This is a genomic window from Rhodococcus sp. 06-418-5, assembly GCF_002258285.1.
Lineage (GTDB): Bacteria > Actinomycetota > Actinomycetes > Mycobacteriales > Mycobacteriaceae > Rhodococcoides.
Genome location: NZ_NOYE01000008.1, coordinates 413,804 through 430,263 on the forward strand (window position 1 = coordinate 413,804; position 16,460 = coordinate 430,263).

Consider the following 16,460-nt stretch of genomic DNA (forward strand, 5'->3'; position numbering starts at 1 on the left):
TTTCGTCGACGCGCGAGCCTAGTTGACGCTGTGTCCGTTCAGTCCGGCGTGTGCGTAGTGGTTGCGACTGTCGGGAATGTGGTTGTCTCCCAACACCCGAGCAATCTGCTGCTCGCTGAGTCCGAGGCGACGAAGCCGCTCGCAGACCGCATCGAAATCGAGCATTCTCGCGTCGAGTTCCTGCTGCAGTGCAATCACTTCGGCGCGGATGGTCTCGGCCTCGTCCAGTGCCGCCAGCGTGTCCTTCGGCTCGGGTAGCAGCAGGGCGAGCAGCCGGTCACGTGCGTCGGTGCTCAGCCCCTCGAAGGGGCGCTGCCCCGGCTGCGCCTCGTGACGACCCTCGGCGCGGCCGGCCTCGAAGCGACGGTCGGTCTCGTACTCGGCGGAGACGTAATCCTGCGTGGCACCGAAGGAGGGAATCTCGGCGAGCTGGTCCTGCGGCTCATCCTTGGGTCCCTGGGCAGGGGTCGACGCGATGTCGATCGTCTGGCGCAGTGGGCGATTGGGAATGAAGACGACCGCGATCAGCGTGACGATCGCGACGAACCCGGCGATCATGAAGATGCGACCGGTCGCATCGCCGTACGCGGTGCGGATGACTTCGAGGACCGGAGCAGGCAGTGAGGTGAGATCGAGCGATCCACCGCCGCCCGACGAGCTGTCGACGCCGAGCTGGGCCAGGCCGGCTGCGGACTTGTCGGCCACCCGGGTCGCCAGCAGGGAACCGAGAACCGAGACGCCGATCGCGCCGCCGAAGGTGCGGAAGAACGCAACCGTCGACGATGCCGCACCGACGTTCTGCACACTGACCGTGTTCTGCACTGCGAGAACGAGATTCTGCATCAGCATGCCGGTACCGAGGCCGACGATCGTGATGAAGATGCCGACCGTGACCAGGCTGGTGGCGTGATCGATGGTGCCCAGGAGCAGGAATCCGATCACCAGCAGGATGGATCCGGTGACGATGAACGGCTTCCACTTTCCGAACTTGGTGATGAGCTGACCCGAACCGACGGAGGCCACGAGCATGCCGAACACCAGTGGGATGGAGAGCAATCCGGCTTCGGTCGGGGTGTAGCCGCGAGCGGTCTGGAAGTACTGGCCGAGGAAGGTGGTGGCTCCGAAGAGGCCGACACCGACGGCGATGGAGGCGATGATGGCCAGGCCGGTCGTGCGCTCGGTGACGATCTTGAGCGGGATGATCGGCGACTTGTGCCGAGCCTCGACGACGATCGTCAGGATCAGCAGCAGAACTCCGCCGCCCACCAGGTAGGCAGTCTCACGGGAGATCCAGGCGTAGTAGTCCGCCTTGCCTGCGAACGAGACCCAGACGAGGAGAACGGAAACGCCCGCGGTGAGCAGGAGTGCGCCGAGCCAGTCGATGGAGACGTTGTCCTTGCGGACGGTCTTGATGTGCAGGGTCTTCTGCAGCAGTCCGAGGGCGATGACGGCAAGCGGCACGCAGACGAAGAAGCACCAACGCCAGCCGAGGGGGCTGTCGACGATGACGCCGCCCAGGATCGGGCCACCGGACATCGACACGGCCATGACCGCTCCGGTGTAGCCGGAGTAGCGGCCGCGATCACGCGGCGAGACGATGGTGCCGATGATGGCGATGACGAGTGCCGTCAGACCACCCATGCCGATGCCCTGGACGACGCGGGCAGCCAGCAGTACCGGCACGTTGTGTGCGAAGCCGGCGATGAGCGAGCCCGCGACGAAGATGACGATCGCGCTCTGGACCAGCACCTTCTTGTTGAACAGGTCGGCGAGCTTGCCCCAGATGGGAGTGGAGGCGGCGTTGGCCAGCAGGGCCGTGGTGATGACCCAGGCGTACGCGGTCTGCGAACCCTTCAGATCACCGATGATGGTGGGCAGCGCCGTCGAGACGATCGTGGTGCTCAGCAGCGCGGTGAACAGCGCGGCCAGCAGGCCGGTGAGTGCCTCGAGGATCTGGCGGTGCGACATCGCGTCGGGATCGACGACTGCCTGATTGGGCGGAGTTTCCGCAGATGTAGTCATGTTCTATCTCGCAATCGATTCAATGCGGACCACGTCCTGGTGCTGGGCGTGGGCGTCTTCGTTGAAGGTGTCGTTCAGTTTGCGGATCGAGTCGAGGGCATCGAGTGCCTCGGACTCGCTCCAGCCGCTCAGCATCTCTGCCAGGCGACGTGCGCGTCTGTCCCAAATTTGTTTCAGTCGAACCTGGCCGACGTCCGACACACAGACCCGGGACGCCCTTCGGTCGTCCGGATCGGGATGCCGATCGATGTAGCCGAGGTCGACGAGGTCCGCGATCTGCCGGCTGAGGGCGGACTGGCTGACGCAGAGCCTGCTGGCCAGGTCGGTCTGTCTGCATTCGCCCTCGGTCGCCAGGATGGCCAACACTCCGGTCAGGGCCTGCGGCAGGGGTGAATCCTCGACTCCGGTGGTCACGGCCCGCTTCAGCGTGCGCCCGAAGAGGAAGACCTCTTCGACCAGCGACTCCGCTGTAGTGGATCGAACTGCCATGAGTGCTCCAACGATGAGTTCCATTTACTTGCTGTCTGCAACCATATATATACATACATGCGCTAAGCAAACATTATTCCTGTCTGGTGGGTCACAGGGTTGGAGCCGGATTGCGGATCGGCTCCTCGGATATGGATCCCGGCCTCCGATCGCAGTCGGAAATCCGAAACTGGGGAGCCGATCCGCGGTCGGGGGTGGGCGATACAGTCCGGGCATGGACGTTGTGCGCGCGATGCCATTGCTCACGGTCACCGATCTCGATGCGGCGCTGGACAGGTACGTCCAGGTCACCGGCATGGAGGTGGTGATGAATCACGGGTGGATCGCGACGCTCGCGCCGTCGGGTGACAGTGCGGCGCAGCTGAGCCTGATCACCATCGATCCCACCGGACCGGTCAACCCGTCGGCGTCGATCGAAGTGGACGACGTGGACGCGGCGTACCGGGCAGCGATGGACGCCGAACTCGAGATCGTCTACGAGATCACCAACGAGGAGTGGGGCGTACGCCGATTCTTCTTTCGCGACTCCGACGGCAACGTCGTGAACGTGCTCTCGCACATGTGAGATCAGGCGGGGTACAACAACTCTCCGCGCCGGATACCGCGCAGAGTGCGGGTGGCCACGGTGAACCAGGCGGCGAGCAGCAAGAGGTACAGGGCAACGGCCAGAGCCTGCACCGCACCGAAATTCAGTGCATGTCCCAGGGCACTCGCCCCGGTGACGCACGTGCCGACGGGGAAGGTGAACGACCACCACGTCAGCGAGAACCCCAGGTTCCTGCGCGCCGCGTGGACGGTGAGAGCCGTCGCGAGCGCGAACATCAGCACGCCGAAGCCGCCCATGATCAGTCCGTAGCCGATGCCGAAGACGTGCAATCCGACGGCGATCGACGACTGTCCACCGGTGAACACCATCGATGCGTCGGTGCCGAGCAGGTTCGCCGCCGTGATCGACTGACCGATCAACCCCAGCGTGATCCACACGGTGGGAGCCGCGCCGACGGGCGGTAGACCGCCGTGCAGCAGACGCCCGTAGATCAGAGTCAGCGTGATCATCCCAACGATCAGCGACAGCCCGAACATCGCGTAGCAGGCGCACAGCAACGCCAGCCGCCATTGGCCTTCGGGTAGGTGCGGAAGCAGCAACGCCCCGGTCGACGCCGAGACCATCGGCGGAACGACGGGCATCAGCCATGCGGGTAGGGCTGTGACCTGCTCTCGGTGAACGGAGGTGATCATGCGGAAGGGAACCACGACGCTGGTGAGCAGACCGGTGATCGTCCCGGCGATCCAGAGACCGGCGAACAACGTGGTGGCCGCGATGGATCCGAGCAGGTCCGTACCGAGGAGGCCTGCGCCCGCGCCGACGGTGAGCAGTGCCATCGGCGGAGCGCCGTAGAACTGCACCATCACCGGGTGCCGGGCATAGGTGACAGCTCGGTCGCGGTGCCCGATCCAGTGCATCGCGAAGGCCGCACCGATCACGACGAGCGCCGTAGCTGCGCAGACCCAGACAGCGACCGCGAACACGTGCAGAGCCGGGGACTGCACCGGCAACGTGGCGGCCGCGGTGGCCACGATGCCGGTCCCCATCACCGCGGCGAACCAGTTGGGGGTGATGTGCTCGAAGGGCTGGCGGCGCACCACGCGGGTAGGAGCTGTCACGGTCATGTCTTCAGCCTGCGGGGTGCCGTGCCGGCTCGGTAGGCACCGGTTCAACACTCAGTCATAACCCAGGGCTATGGCTGCGTCTTCGCAGCCACGGTGAGCAACTCGGCGGCGGGTCCACTCGGCGCGCGGCCGGACGGCCAGATCGCCCGCAGTTCACGATGCAGTGTCAGTCCTGGAATCGGTACGCGGACCAGGGTCCCGGCCGCCAGCTCGGGAGCGACGGCCAGTGAGCTCAGCACGGCTCCGCCGATTCCCGCTCCGACCGCGGACTTGATCGCCGTCGTCGAGGACACCTCGAGGAGCGGCGAGGCCGGTTGCCCGAGACCCGCTGCCGCCAAGGCGCTTTCGTAGGCCGAGCGCGTCCCCGACCCGGCCTCCCGCGTCACCAGTGCGGTGCCGACGATCTCGACGGCCGACGGCGCAGTGACGGCCCAGGGGTGGTCCGGTGCCACCACGAGCACCAGTTCGTCGGTGGCAACGGTCCGGTGATCCAGAGCCGTAGGGACACTGGGGCTTTCGATGAAACCGACGTCGGCATTGCCTGCGAGCACCTTCTCGGCGACCACTGTCGAGTTACCCGAGCTCAGCGTCGGCACGATGTGCGGGACAAGCGTGTGCAGCGTGACCAGCCAGCGCGGCAGAAGATACTCTGCGACAGTCTGACTCGCGGCGATCTGCACGTGGCCGATGCGTTCGGCATGCAGTGCGGCGATCGCCGTCGCCAAGTCCTCTGCCGACCGGACGACCGGCGCGGCCCAACTGGCGACGAGCTCGCCGAACTCGGTCAACACGGTCCCGCGTGCGCCCCGTTTCAGTAGCGGCGCGCCGACACGGCGCTCCAACGCGCGGATGCGGGCACTGGCCGCGGGCTGAGACATGCCGTGGGCTCTACCCGCTCGCCCGATGCTGCCGAGCTCGGCCACCGACAGCAGCAGATCGATGCTGGTGAGATCGGCGACGTGAGGGGGAAGCGGCACAGGGCGAGCCTACGGCGGCGCGAGTCAGTACTCGCTGAACAGGTCCAACTCGCCGTCGGGCTCGGTGATGTCCGCGGACTCGATCGCATCTTCCGTGTCTTCGAGATCGTCGGGCTCACTGCGCTCGTGCAGCACCGATCCCACCAGGGCGGTGACGTCGATGGCTGCGGGGTCGGGGATGGGATGTCCCTCGACGAAGGCGAGTCGCTCGGCCGACAGGTAGGCCAGGCGCACGGCCTGGACCACGAGTACGCGTCGTAGACCCTCGGAGACCTCGCCGCGTTCGCGGGTGACCGCAGCCAATCGCGAAATCGTCTCGGCACGACGGGCGATGCGGATGTCGGGGTGCCCGCGCTCCCGGCGGGTCTGCTCCGAGATCAACGATCGACGCAGCGACGCCGGGAGTGCGATGGGCTCCGAGACCGGTGGGATCTTCTCGTTCAGGATCGCCTTGTGCCGCGACTTGTCGATGGCCTCGAGGTACGCCGTGTACTCGTGAGCGTTCAGATCACGCTCGGCTGCGCGGAATCGTTCTGCACCGTCGGACTTCTTGAGATCCTCGTACTGCCACAGCGGCCAGATCTCGATTTCCGCGACCTCGAAGACGTCGAGCACCCGCATCGCGACGGCGTCGGTGCGCTGGTTGGTCAGGTGACGCTGCACCCGAACGCTCAGCTTCTCCTTGGTCTGCCCCACGTAGATCGGCTCGCCGTCGTAATCGTAGAACGCATACACGCCCCACTTGGCCGCCGACCACACCCGGCCCTGATCGTCCCTCTCGCTCAGCACTTCTCGCAGAGCCGTGCGAAAGGACTGCACATCGTCCGCGGGAAGAGTGCTCTTGCGCGGCGCAACGGCAGACGACCGCAGCGAGGACTTACCGTGACTGGACATGCGCCGCAGCTGTATTCGATGCATGCATCGTCCCGCTGACCAGTGGCATCAGGTAGTGCTCGGCGAGCCAGGAGACCACGGGAACGCACACCGCATCACCGAAACCGAAGAGCGCCTGGTTGTTTCGCAGACCGTCGAGTGTGTACTCGCCGGCACCCATCAGACGAGCGTATTCGAGCGGCGTCATCCAACGCACCTGCAACCGGCCGTTGCCCATCTTCACCACCGCCTGTTTCGACGAACCGCCGCGGGCGGTACGAAGGCAGCCGGAGATGTCGTCGGGCCGAGCCTCCCAGACCGCGACGCCGTTGCGGGTGCGACGGTAGGCGGTGCGGTAGCTGACCTTGCGGGACTTCTTCAGAATCTCTATGCGCTGCAACTGGATCGGCGACAACGACTGCACGAACGCCGCGGTACGGGCTGTGTCCCACCACCGCTCGTCTCGGTAGTCCATGCGCTCGACCACATCGCCGAGGCCACTGGTCAACGGAATCGGCGGACTCGGCAACGGAGCGCGGTGCGTCAGCAACGTCGAATCGCCGTACACCGCCTGCAACCAATCCGGCCGCAGCTCGCTGTTGGGATCGCGGGCATCCTCGGGGGGATTCTGCGCGCCGATCAGGAACAGGCGTGGACGCGACTGCGGAACGAAGCGTCGAGCATCGATGGTGAGCACATCGACCGAGTAGCCGAGCTCGTTGAGTTCTCGCACTGCTGCGGCCAGATCGTCGCCGCCGTGACTGGTGGCCAGCCCGACGACGTTTTCGAGCGCCACCACCTTCGGCCGAGCGGCACCGAGCTCGCTCAACACCCGCGTGAAATGCCGGAACGTCGAGGAGTTCTTGCCCGCCAGACCGGCGCGGCCCCCGGCCAACGACAGGTCGGTGCACGGAAACGACGCCCACGCCAGCGACAAACCGTCGGGCAGGTCTTCTCCCCGGGTGTGGGCAACATCGCCGAGTTGAAAATGGCCTGCATCGTCACCGAAGTGCTGGCGATACATGTGGTGCTTGTCGCGCTCGATGTCGTTGGCCCACGAGACCTCGAAACCGGCCTGCTCCAAGCCCATTCGCACCAAGCCGATACCGGCGAAGAACTCCGCGACAGTGTGGATGCGGCCGAGCGCAGGTGCCGAGGATCCACCCGGCACCACAGTCAACTTCGGCATGCACTCAGGCTAGTACAGCGCACCGACACGGTTGTGCCTACCGCCGGCTCACGCGGTGGTCGCCAGCGCCGCCGCCAAGCCGAACGCCACCGCCAGCAGGCTCACATGCGCGGCCGCTCGCCCCACCGAGTGCTCCACCGTGGATCGGTGTGCGGCGACGGTCGGCAACCACGTCCCACGGATCCGGTGAGCCAACGCGACCAGGATCACCGTGGCGAGAACCTTCGCGAGAACGATTCGGCCGTAACCGGTCTCGACCACGGCACCGAGGCTGTCGAGCTTCAGAACCGCGTCCAGCACCCCGGTGGTGGCCACCCCGACGACGCACCAGAACGCGACCCGCGAATAGACCGGCAACAGAGTCGCCCACGCCGATTTGCTCCGTAGACTCAGCGCCATCGCACCCAGTACACCGAGCCACACCGACGCGCACAGCACATGCACGGCAACGGCGAAGGAGCCGAACGCGAACTGCGACATGTGACCGGTGATCGGCCGCGCCACCAGGGCGAGGGACGCCAGCACGATCACCGGAGTCGGAGACCAGCTCGCCCGCGACCGATACCCGGCCACCCCGACGGCGCACAGAGCGAGCGCGAGGATCACCGTCGCCGAACCCAGACGGCCCACCGAGATCGAGGTGGTGAACGTGGTGAAAGCGCTCGGCGACAACGTCAGTGGCGTACGCCCGGCCGAATCGGCTGCCGCAGCGGCCAGCAGAACGAACTCGGCCACCGCCCACAGCCCCGACAGATAGCCGATCGCGCGCCACATCACCAGCGGGTCGACGGCGGGGCGTCGGGACTCGGAACTGGCGTCCAGGACAGCGAGAACTCCGAACCCCAACACCACCGAGCCCGACGCCACCGCGATCACCCGTAGCCACGACGACCCACCGGGAAAGGTGGGGTACGCCAGCGCGAATGCCGCCGCGACCCCCAGCAACGCCGCAGCTGCGGCGGCGAGCACCAACCGAACGCTTCTCTCGCCCACCGCAGCCACGTCGGTACTACTTCTGGGTCTTCGGCTTGCGCAGGGCGAACCCCAACGCGCCCGCGAAGGCCAGAACCGCGACCACGATCAACACGATGTGTCCGTAGCCGCCGAGAAATCCGCCAGCCGACTCCTCCGAGGTGCCCGACGCGTCGGCCGGTGCCCCGGGAGTGCCGGAACCTTCCTGCGTCAGCGTGAACGTCGCCGTGCCGCTCACGGGATGACCGTCGGCGGAGGTGATGCGGTACGCGAGGGTGTACTCGCCGATCGGTCCCAATTCACCGACGTCGACGACGACGCTCTGGCCCTCGATGCGTGCGTCGCCCTTCGACCAGATGTTGCCGTCGGGCCCGACGACGTTGAGCGTGGCGAACTGCGACTGCGGCACCTCGTTGAACGACACCGACGCCGTCGCCGGAGAGGAGTCGAGTGAGGAGCCGTCGGCCGGGCTGTAGCCGGTGACCTGCGAATGCGCCGACGCGATCGGTGCGGCGATCAACAGCACCAGCAGTGCTGCGGCCGAGACGAGCAGTGCCTTCGTGGACACGACGAGCGATCTCACGAGCGCCGCGCCCTGATCGTCGCGCCGATGCCCAGACCTGCGCCGACGGCTCCGAGTACCAGTCCGACGCCGGCGAGCCAGCGCGCGGTGTTGTCGGAGGACGACGCCTCCGACGATGCCTCGGCGGTTGCGGTGGTCTCGGTGTGGGCGCTGCCGTGCGCATCACTGCCGGCCGCGGCGAGAGTCAGAGTGGGAGCGGGCAATTCGGGCTCGCTGCCGTCCTCGGTCATCGGCTCGTCCCAGTTCACGACCTCACCGTCGGTGTAGGTCTGGGTGGCCGGGAACGAGACGGTCTCCTGCTCGGGCAGCGGTCCCGCGGAGAGCAGGAACTGCTGGAACTGGCCCGGGCCGACCTCGGAACCGGGGTTCGCCGTCCACGTCACCGACACCGCCAGATCGGCCGAGTCCTTCTCGACGGTGGACGTCCAGCCCGGGATGGGCTGCGTACGAGCCGAATTGAGGCCGGGGAGGGTCACCTTGACCGAGCTGGTCGAGGCGGTATCGGACTCGGTGGGAACGCGGAACGTCAGCACCGAGTAGCCGCCCTGTGCGGCGTCGGGTGCCGAGACGACGACGTGTGCGGACGCGGCACCTGCGCCGACCAGCACCGCGCCGACGGTGGCTCCTGAGACGAACAGGGCACGGGAAAGAGAGCTCTTCATGGGTTGGGTCATTTCTGTGCAGAGATGTGCGGAAAAAGGATGTCGGTCAGTACGACGACACCGGGGGTCCGCGACGAGAGATGACCCAGTCGAGCGCAGTGCCGTCCACCGACGGAACTGCGACGGACATGCAGACGCGACCGACGGCGGAACCGTCGGGCAGGGGAGTGAGGAGGGCGAGAACCGCTCGGACGATGGACGTGATCGGGCCGTAGAGGCGCTCGGCTGCGGCGATCGTGAATCCGGCGACGACCGAGGCGACCGCGTGGAAGGCGATCATGGCTGTGCTGGGAAGCAGGGAGTGTGCGTGCATCTGAGCTGCGCTGCCGAGGCTCAGCGCGATGTGGGCGACGAGTTGGCCGGTCAGCAGAGCCGGGAGCAGCAGAACGGTCGAACGCCTGGGCAGGGCTGTCATGGCACCGACACCGATGCCGACGACGATCAGCAGGGCCAGGGCAGAACCGTCGGGCCAGTCGCCGCCGGCCATGCCGTGTGCGGCCACCGCGAGCGCCGCGGTGACGATACCGACAGCTCCGCCGCGAAGCGGGGCGGCTGAGCTGTCGGTCATCGGTTCGTTCAGGGGTCAGCGCACGCCGAGACGGGCGAGCAGATCGGCCTCGATGCCGTCGAGCTCTGCGGAGATAGCGGCGTGTGCGGTCTTGCGGCGAGCGGGCGGCATCTGCTCGGATGCGCGGACAGCGGTGGTCAGATCGTCGAGACGCTCGCTGATTGCGGCACCGAAGCTCTTGGTTTCGGGATCGGAGTGGCGCGCACCGATGGTGCCGAGCGACTTCTCGGCACCGGCGATCCGTGCGCTGAGCTTGCCGCCGTGGCCGGTGTACTCGCTGAGCTGATCGGGTGCAACACCGAGCTGCTGCGCCTTGCGGTTGTCGAGCTGCGCACGAACGACGGTCGCACCGCGGTAGAGGATGGGGGCCAACACCGGAATCAGCAGCCGGGCAATACCGAGGTACTTGCGGATCTGAGCCACGCTCAGTGTTCCCTGCAACGCAGCTTTCTGCTGAGCCTTGAGGGCCGAGACCTGCGCCTTCTCGACGTTCTTCTGCGACTTGGCCTCCACCGCGCTGAGCTTGCGCTGTGCCTTGGCGATCGCCTTCAACTGCTTGCGCTCGTTCTTCGCGCCCAGCTTCGCTTCGAGTGTTGCCTTGTGCTTGAGAGCTTTGGCCTCTGCCTTGCGAGTGGCACGACCCTTACGCTTGCGGAACAAACCCATCGACAAGGCTCCTGACATGTGCTGCTGGGCGGGAAAAGTGCGTTCCACACACCTTATCGGGCGGTGGTGTTCGCAGGCTGACGGGCGGTGATCTGCACCGGCTGTCGGAGGGCTGACCTAATGTCTTGAAGTGTGAACGGTCGACGAGCTCCTGCACCCGTGCTGCTCGATGCCGGATCGTTGACGCGGTGCAGGCACCGGCTCTATCTCGACACCGCGTACGGATCGTTGCTGCGCGGTGAACCCGAGAACCCAGGGGTGCGGCAGCGTCGAGAAGCAGCTCAGGCCCACCGGGAGAACATCCGCGCGCAGCTGGCCGTGGACGATCCGATGCTGTGGACCGAGATCGACGAGCCCACCGCCCGAGACGCTGCCGACGCCACCGTCGCCGCCTGTCGGGACGGAGTGGAACGCATCTGGAACGCGGTACTGCCCCTCGAACGCGACACCGGTCGACGCGGGCGCAGCGAACTGCTCGTCCGCGACGCGTCCGGCGGCTACATCCCGGTGATCGTGGTCAACCACAAGGTCACCGACCCCGGCCGCGGCGCGCGCACCACCCCGCTCGATCGATGGTCTCCGGCGATCGACGAGACCCGCAAGGTGCGCAGCCAACTCCGCGACCAGCTCCGGCTCGCTCACCTGTATCGCATGCTGGCGCACGAGGGCCTGGCCACGGCCACGCCCGTCGGCGGCGCGGTGGGCTACAAGGGCGAATGCATGCTGGTGCACGATCTCACCTCGGTCCTCGACGAATACGACACCCGCTTCGCAGACCGGCTCTCGGTTGCACAGGGCACCGCGTTCACCGTTCCCTCCCAGGTCAGTGAGTGCCGATCCTGTTCGTGGTGGTTCGACTGCAAGCCGCAACTCGAGGCCGTTCGTGACGTTTCGCTGGTGGCCTCCGGTTCCCGCGCCGATGTGCTGCGCAGCGCGGGCGTGCGCACCATCGACGAGTTGGCGCAGTGGACCGGCCCGGCACCGGAGGAGTGGCCTTTCGGAAACTTCGACGACGCCGTGTCCGCGGCACTGGCCTGGCGAGCCGACGTGCCGTTGCTGCGGCGCTCGGAGACCGTGACGGTGCACCGCGCCGACGTCGAGGTGGACGTGGACATGGAGAGCTATCAGGAACACGGCGCGTACCTGTGGGGCACGCTGCTCACCGAAGCGGGTGGCCCGCCGCCGACCTATCGCGGCTTCGTCACCTGGGATCCGCTGCCGACCGTGGACGAGGGCCGCTCGTTCGCGGTGTTCTGGAACTGGTTGATGGACACCAGGGCCGATGCGGCCGCGCGCGGCAAAACCTTTGCCGCGTACTGCTATTCACGGCAGGCGGAGGACAAGTGGTTGCTCGATTCGGCCCGCCGCTTCGCCGACGTTCTCGGGGTGCCGACCGAGGCGCAGATCCGCGAGTTCATCGACAGTGAGCAGTGGGTCGATATCTACCAGGCCGTGAGCGATCAGTTCATCTGCCCGAACGGCAAGGGACTGAAGAAGATTGCGCCGGTCGCAGGATTCGCGTGGCGTGACGACGAGGCCGGCGGCGAGGCGTCGATGGGCTGGTATCGGGAAGCCGTCGGATACGACGACGAGCCCGACCACACGCAGCGCGAGCGACTGCTCGTCTACAACGAGGACGACGTTCTGGCCACGAAAGTGTTGCGCGAGTGGATGTCCGACCGTGCGGAGAAGGAGATCCCGACGGTGGCGGACCTGCGCGCTCGCGCGTGACCCCGCGTCGATCGGCGGGGCCACGCGGAGTGGTCAGTGGTTAACGCGGAGCCATACGGATCGCACCGTCCATGCGGATGGTCTCACCGTTGAGGTAGTCGTGCTCGGCGATCATCTGGACCAGCTGCGCGTACTCGGTGGGCTGAGCCAGGCGCGACGGGAACGGCACCGACGCCTCGAGGCCCTGACGGTATTCCTCGGTGACGCCTGCCAGCATCGGGGTGTCGACGATGCCGGGCGCGATGGTGTTGACGCGGATGCCGACCTGCGCGAGGTCGCGGGCAGCGGTGATGGTCATCGCGTGCACGCCGCCCTTGGAGGCGGTGTAGGCGATCTGGCCGATCTGGCCCTCGAAGGCGGCGACCGATGCGGTGTTGATGACGACGCCGCGCTGGCCCGCATCGTCGACGGTCGACTGCGACTGCATCCGGTTCGCGGCCAGCCGCATCACGTTGAACGTGCCGAGCAGGTTGATGGTGATGACCGTGCGGAACAGCTCGAGATCGTGCGGTCCCTTCTTGGACAGGATGCGGCCCGCCCAGCCCACGCCTGCGCAGTTGACGACGATGCGCAGCGGCACACCGGATGCGACGATCGTGTCCAGGGCGGCCTCGACCTCGGCCTCGCTGGTGACGTCGGCGGGCAGCAGAGTCACCCCGGCCGGGACGCTGTCTCCGGCGCGCTCGATGGACTGCGGCAGATCGAGCCCGAACACGGTGACGCCTGCGGCGGCCAGACGAGCGGCCGTTGCGGCACCGAGGCCCGACGCTCCACCGGTAACAAGTGCTGCTGTTCCTGAAATCTCCACGTCGTACGATCCCCTTCGCTCACGGTGGCGGGCCGCGGCACAGGCAGCGACCTCGTAGTCGCTTGCACCATAACCGGCGGGACACCTCACCCACCTTCAGGCACCCTGGATGGGACCTACTTGATCCCGCTGCGAGCGAATCCGGCGATGAAGTACTTCTGGAAGAACAGGAATAGCAGTGCCATCGGCACGACGTTGATCAGTGCGAACGCCATCGTGGCACCGTAGTCGCTGTTGGCCTGGCCCTGCAGGTACAGCAGGCCGATGGGCAAGGTGAACAACTCGTTCTCCCGCAGCGCGATCAGTGGCCACGCGAAATCGTTCCACGATTGCAGCAGGCTCATGAAGGTGAGGACAGCGATCAGCGGTCCCGACAGGGGCAGCACGACGCGCCGGAAGATCTGCCAATGCCCGGCACCGTCGAGACGCGCCGCCTCGAGCAGCTCACGCGGAATGCCGAGCATGAACTGGCGTGCGAGGAACAGCCCGAACGCCGACGCCGAACTCGGCAGGATCACCGCCCAGTACGTGCCGTACAGGCCGAGGCCGACGACGATGCGGAACAGTGCCACCATGATCACCTGCACGGGCAGCACCAACGTGGCCAGCGCGATGAAGAACAATGGCGTCGAGAATCGAAACCTCAAGTGCGCGAAAGCATATCCTGCAAGCAGGCTTGTGACCACGGTGATGATCGTGACCACGACGGCGATGGCGATCGAGTTGCCGAGCCACGTCGCGACCGGGAACGAGTCGAACACGCGAGTGACGTTCTCCCACGTCACCTGGCGAGGCCACAGGCGCAGTTCGCCGCCGCCCAGCAACTCGCCGCGAGTCGAGAACGCCACGGCGAGCATCCAATACAGCGGAGCGACGGTGATCAGGCCGATGACGGCGATGACCACCGTGCGCAGTACCAGTGCCCGGCGAGCGGACGCGTTCCTCGGCCCGCTCATTCGACCAGATCCTTCGTTCGACTCGCGCGCCACTGCGCGGCGGCGAAGACGAGGGCGAACAGGAACAGCACCATGCCGATCGACGCGGCGTAGCCCTGATCGCGGGTGACGAAACCCGTCTCGTAGGCGTAGGTGACCAACACCGATGTCGCCCCGCCCGGTCCGCCGCCGGTGAGAACGAAGACCAGATCGAACACCTGGAACGAGTAGATGACGTTGAGCACCAGCAGGAAGAACGACGTCGGACCCAGCAGCGGAACCGTCACGTTCCGGAAGCGTTGAAATGCGTTGGCACCGTCCAACCGGGCCGCCTCGTACAGATCCGGCCCCAGACCTTGAAGGCCGGCCAGGTAGATCAGCATGTTCAGCCCGGTGCGCCACCACACGGTGGCGATGACGATCGACGCGAAAGCCGGCCCCGGAGAGGACTGCCAGTCGATGGCGGGCAGACCGAGGAATCCGATCAGGTTGTTGAGCACACCCGAGTTCTGGTCGAACACCAGAATGCCGATCAGGCCGGTCGCCACGCCGGAGACGGCCATCGGCAGGATCACCAGCGAGCGCCACAGAGGCCGGGCGGGCAGCGCGGAATTGAGCAGTACGGCCGCGATCAGACCGAACAGCATCGACAGCGGAGTGACCAGCGCGGTGAACAGCAGCGTATTGATCAGCGCCCGCCAGAACAGCGGATCCTCGACCAGGCGTGTGTAATTGGCCGCCCCGACGAACTCGCCTGCACCGAATCCGTCCGTTTGCTGCAGGCTGACGACGAACGCGGCGACGAGGGGAACGAGCACGAACACGGCCAACAAGGCGTAGCTGGGGGCGAGAAACCCGGCGGCCGCGAACGCTTCTTTCCTGGCCCCGGCGCGCTCGGTCTTGGTTTTCGGCCCGGTCTTGGTTTCGTGCCCGGCCTCGGTGATCGGTGTGGCCGTCATGCCCCGGTGACCTCGGCTATTCCGCTCTGCAGCGCGGAGACGGTGGCGGCGGCGTCCTGCGACCCCGCGAAGGCGAGATCGAGCTGCTCCTTCAGAACCGGAATGATCGCGGACATCGACGGCGATGCCACCTGCGCTGCATCCTGCGGCTGCACGGTGGTCGCCTGTGCCGCGAAGATCGGGGCCAGCTCCGACCGGATGTCGAACTCGAGGTCGGAGTTGAGCAGGTCGGTGCGCGTCGGCAGCAGTGAGGCGGCCCTGCAGAAGTTGCGCATCTGCTCCTGCTGGGTGACGAACTCCAGGAACGACGCCGCCAGCTCCGGCTGAGAGGTCTGCGACGTCGCCACGAGTGCATTGCCGCCGAAGTCGCCGCCGCCCCGGCGATCTCGCGGCGCATAGGTGGCCGTCCAATCGAAACTGGCCGTGGCATCGGCGTCGGGCAATTGGAACGCACCCGACCAGACCATGGCCACCGACTGCGAGAACCAGGCCTCGCTGGCGTAACTCGACGACGCGATGGTGTTGTTGGCCGGCACATAGCCCTTGGAGAAGAAGGACGACGAGAATTCGACGGCCCGTCGAGCCTCGTCGGAGTCGATCAGTGGCGTCTTCTGGTCCTCGGCCAGGAAGGATCCGCCGGCCTGGAACAGCAGGCTGAGCCAGCGGGTGACACCGTTGCCCTGCCAGTTGTAGGCCCACGGGTACTGGTCCGCCGGCAGCGAGGAACGCAGTCGGTCACCGATCGACGCCAACTCGTCCCACGTCCAGGCGTCGTCCAGAGTGGTCGGAACCGAGTCGATGCCGGCCTGCGACAACAGGTTTCGGTTCACCAGAATTGCCGAGGTATCGGTGTGGTGCGGCAGGCCGTAGGGAATTCCGCCGTTCTGCACCGCAGCCCACGCCGTCGGCGTGAACTGATCACGTGTGTCCGACGCCAACAGCGGCGACAGATCCAGCAGTTGGCCGCGGCCTGCATACGCGCCGAACGTGTAGTACGGCACGCGGAAGATGTCGGGCGGATTGCCCGCCTGGAGCTGGGCGTCGATGTTGGTGAACATCTGCTCGTACGGCACCGCGTTGAGGGTGATCGTCGACCCGGGATTGGCCGCCTCGAACGCGTCGATCGAGGCTCGGAAGCCGGCCAACTCGGCGTCGGTTCCCCACGTGGTGAACGTCAGCGTGCCCTCGGCCTGTTGCGACGGGCTGGACTTGACGAAACCGCACCCCGCCAACAGCAACGGCACTGCGGCGGCACCGGATCCGATCAGGAAGGATCGACGATCGAGAGGCATTTCTGGGCTCCGTTCATCGGCTGCCGGTGCGGCAGACCAACTGGTCCGCCGCAGGGTAACCAC

At 66.5% G+C, this 16,460-nt stretch carries 17 protein-coding genes; 2 read left to right on the plus strand and 15 right to left on the minus strand.

Translation table 11 applies throughout. The annotated features are described in order from the left end of the window. Positions 1 to 18: 18 nt before the first annotated feature. A complete protein-coding gene (locus CH274_RS03760; RefSeq protein WP_256993468.1) occupies positions 19 to 2,022 on the minus strand; it encodes an MDR family MFS transporter in 2,004 nt (667 codons plus the stop codon). Between the two features lie 3 nt (positions 2,023 to 2,025). Beyond that, positions 2,026 to 2,511 (minus strand): MarR family winged helix-turn-helix transcriptional regulator, encoded by a 486-nt coding sequence (locus tag CH274_RS03765; protein WP_032397378.1) that lies wholly within the window; start codon positions 2,509 to 2,511, stop codon positions 2,026 to 2,028. 214 nt (positions 2,512 to 2,725) lie between these two features. Between CH274_RS03765 and CH274_RS03770 the strand changes: the two genes are divergently transcribed. Further along, complete coding sequence (locus CH274_RS03770) at positions 2,726 to 3,076, plus strand: VOC family protein (RefSeq protein ID WP_032397112.1); 351 nt, start codon at positions 2,726 to 2,728, stop codon at positions 3,074 to 3,076. Positions 3,077 to 3,078: 2 nt separating this feature from the next. Here CH274_RS03770 and CH274_RS03775 read toward each other — a convergent pair whose 3' ends face one another. The 9 genes from CH274_RS03775 to CH274_RS03815 form a co-directional block, all read right to left on the minus strand. Further along, a complete protein-coding gene (locus tag CH274_RS03775) occupies positions 3,079 to 4,182 on the minus strand; it encodes a TDT family transporter (protein WP_094656757.1) in 1,104 nt (367 codons plus the stop codon). A 68-nt stretch (positions 4,183 to 4,250) separates the two neighbouring features. Beyond that, on the minus strand, positions 4,251 to 5,159 hold the full coding sequence (locus CH274_RS03780) for a LysR family transcriptional regulator (protein WP_032397113.1): 909 nt from the start codon (positions 5,157 to 5,159) through the stop codon (positions 4,251 to 4,253). A gap of 24 nt (positions 5,160 to 5,183) precedes the next feature. After that, the gene (locus tag CH274_RS03785; protein ID WP_143546524.1) at positions 5,184 to 6,053 is read right to left on the minus strand and encodes a GIY-YIG nuclease family protein; all 870 of its coding nucleotides are present in this window, start codon (positions 6,051 to 6,053) and stop codon (positions 5,184 to 5,186) included. Next, positions 6,037 to 7,221, minus strand: coding sequence for a DNA cytosine methyltransferase (locus tag CH274_RS03790; protein WP_256993469.1), 1,185 nt, complete (start codon positions 7,219 to 7,221; stop codon positions 6,037 to 6,039). Before CH274_RS03790 ends, CH274_RS03785 begins: the two co-directional genes overlap by 17 nt. A gap of 48 nt (positions 7,222 to 7,269) precedes the next feature. After that, on the minus strand, positions 7,270 to 8,223 hold the full coding sequence (locus CH274_RS03795; protein WP_256993470.1) for a copper resistance D family protein: 954 nt from the start codon (positions 8,221 to 8,223) through the stop codon (positions 7,270 to 7,272). 7 nt (positions 8,224 to 8,230) lie between these two features. Beyond that, positions 8,231 to 8,776 carry an MprA protease, GlyGly-CTERM protein-sorting domain-containing form gene (gene mprA / locus CH274_RS03800; RefSeq protein WP_094646351.1) on the minus strand — a complete coding sequence of 182 codons (546 nt, stop codon included), beginning with the start codon at positions 8,774 to 8,776 and terminating at the stop codon, positions 8,231 to 8,233. Beyond that, entirely contained in the window at positions 8,773 to 9,438 is a 666-nt protein-coding gene (locus CH274_RS03805; protein WP_094656820.1) for a YcnI family copper-binding membrane protein, read from the minus strand. Before CH274_RS03805 ends, mprA begins: the two co-directional genes overlap by 4 nt. A gap of 46 nt (positions 9,439 to 9,484) precedes the next feature. Then, on the minus strand, positions 9,485 to 10,006 hold the full coding sequence (locus CH274_RS03810) for a hypothetical protein (protein ID WP_094656758.1): 522 nt from the start codon (positions 10,004 to 10,006) through the stop codon (positions 9,485 to 9,487). 15 nt (positions 10,007 to 10,021) lie between these two features. Next, positions 10,022 to 10,672, minus strand: coding sequence for a DUF6474 family protein (locus CH274_RS03815; protein WP_094656821.1), 651 nt, complete (start codon positions 10,670 to 10,672; stop codon positions 10,022 to 10,024). Positions 10,673 to 10,834: 162 nt separating this feature from the next. Here CH274_RS03815 and CH274_RS03820 point away from each other — a divergent pair, with 162 nt between their 5' ends. Next, entirely contained in the window at positions 10,835 to 12,403 is a 1,569-nt protein-coding gene (locus CH274_RS03820) for a TM0106 family RecB-like putative nuclease (RefSeq protein ID WP_094656822.1), read from the plus strand. Between the two features lie 40 nt (positions 12,404 to 12,443). Here CH274_RS03820 and CH274_RS03825 read toward each other — a convergent pair whose 3' ends face one another. The 4 genes from CH274_RS03825 to CH274_RS03840 all read right to left on the minus strand — a co-directional run bounded on the left by CH274_RS03825 (position 12,444) and on the right by CH274_RS03840 (position 16,397). Continuing rightward, the gene (locus CH274_RS03825) at positions 12,444 to 13,211 is read right to left on the minus strand and encodes an SDR family NAD(P)-dependent oxidoreductase (protein ID WP_032397116.1); all 768 of its coding nucleotides are present in this window, start codon (positions 13,209 to 13,211) and stop codon (positions 12,444 to 12,446) included. Positions 13,212 to 13,327: 116 nt separating this feature from the next. Next, positions 13,328 to 14,167 carry a carbohydrate ABC transporter permease gene (locus CH274_RS03830; protein WP_032397117.1) on the minus strand — a complete coding sequence of 280 codons (840 nt, stop codon included), beginning with the start codon at positions 14,165 to 14,167 and terminating at the stop codon, positions 13,328 to 13,330. Continuing rightward, the gene (locus tag CH274_RS03835; protein WP_094656759.1) at positions 14,164 to 15,105 is read right to left on the minus strand and encodes a carbohydrate ABC transporter permease; all 942 of its coding nucleotides are present in this window, start codon (positions 15,103 to 15,105) and stop codon (positions 14,164 to 14,166) included. The genes CH274_RS03830 and CH274_RS03835 overlap by 4 nt, the downstream gene beginning before the upstream one ends. Next, positions 15,102 to 16,397, minus strand: coding sequence for an ABC transporter substrate-binding protein (locus tag CH274_RS03840; protein WP_094656760.1), 1,296 nt, complete (start codon positions 16,395 to 16,397; stop codon positions 15,102 to 15,104). Before CH274_RS03840 ends, CH274_RS03835 begins: the two co-directional genes overlap by 4 nt. Between the last annotated feature and the right edge of the window lie 63 nt (positions 16,398 to 16,460).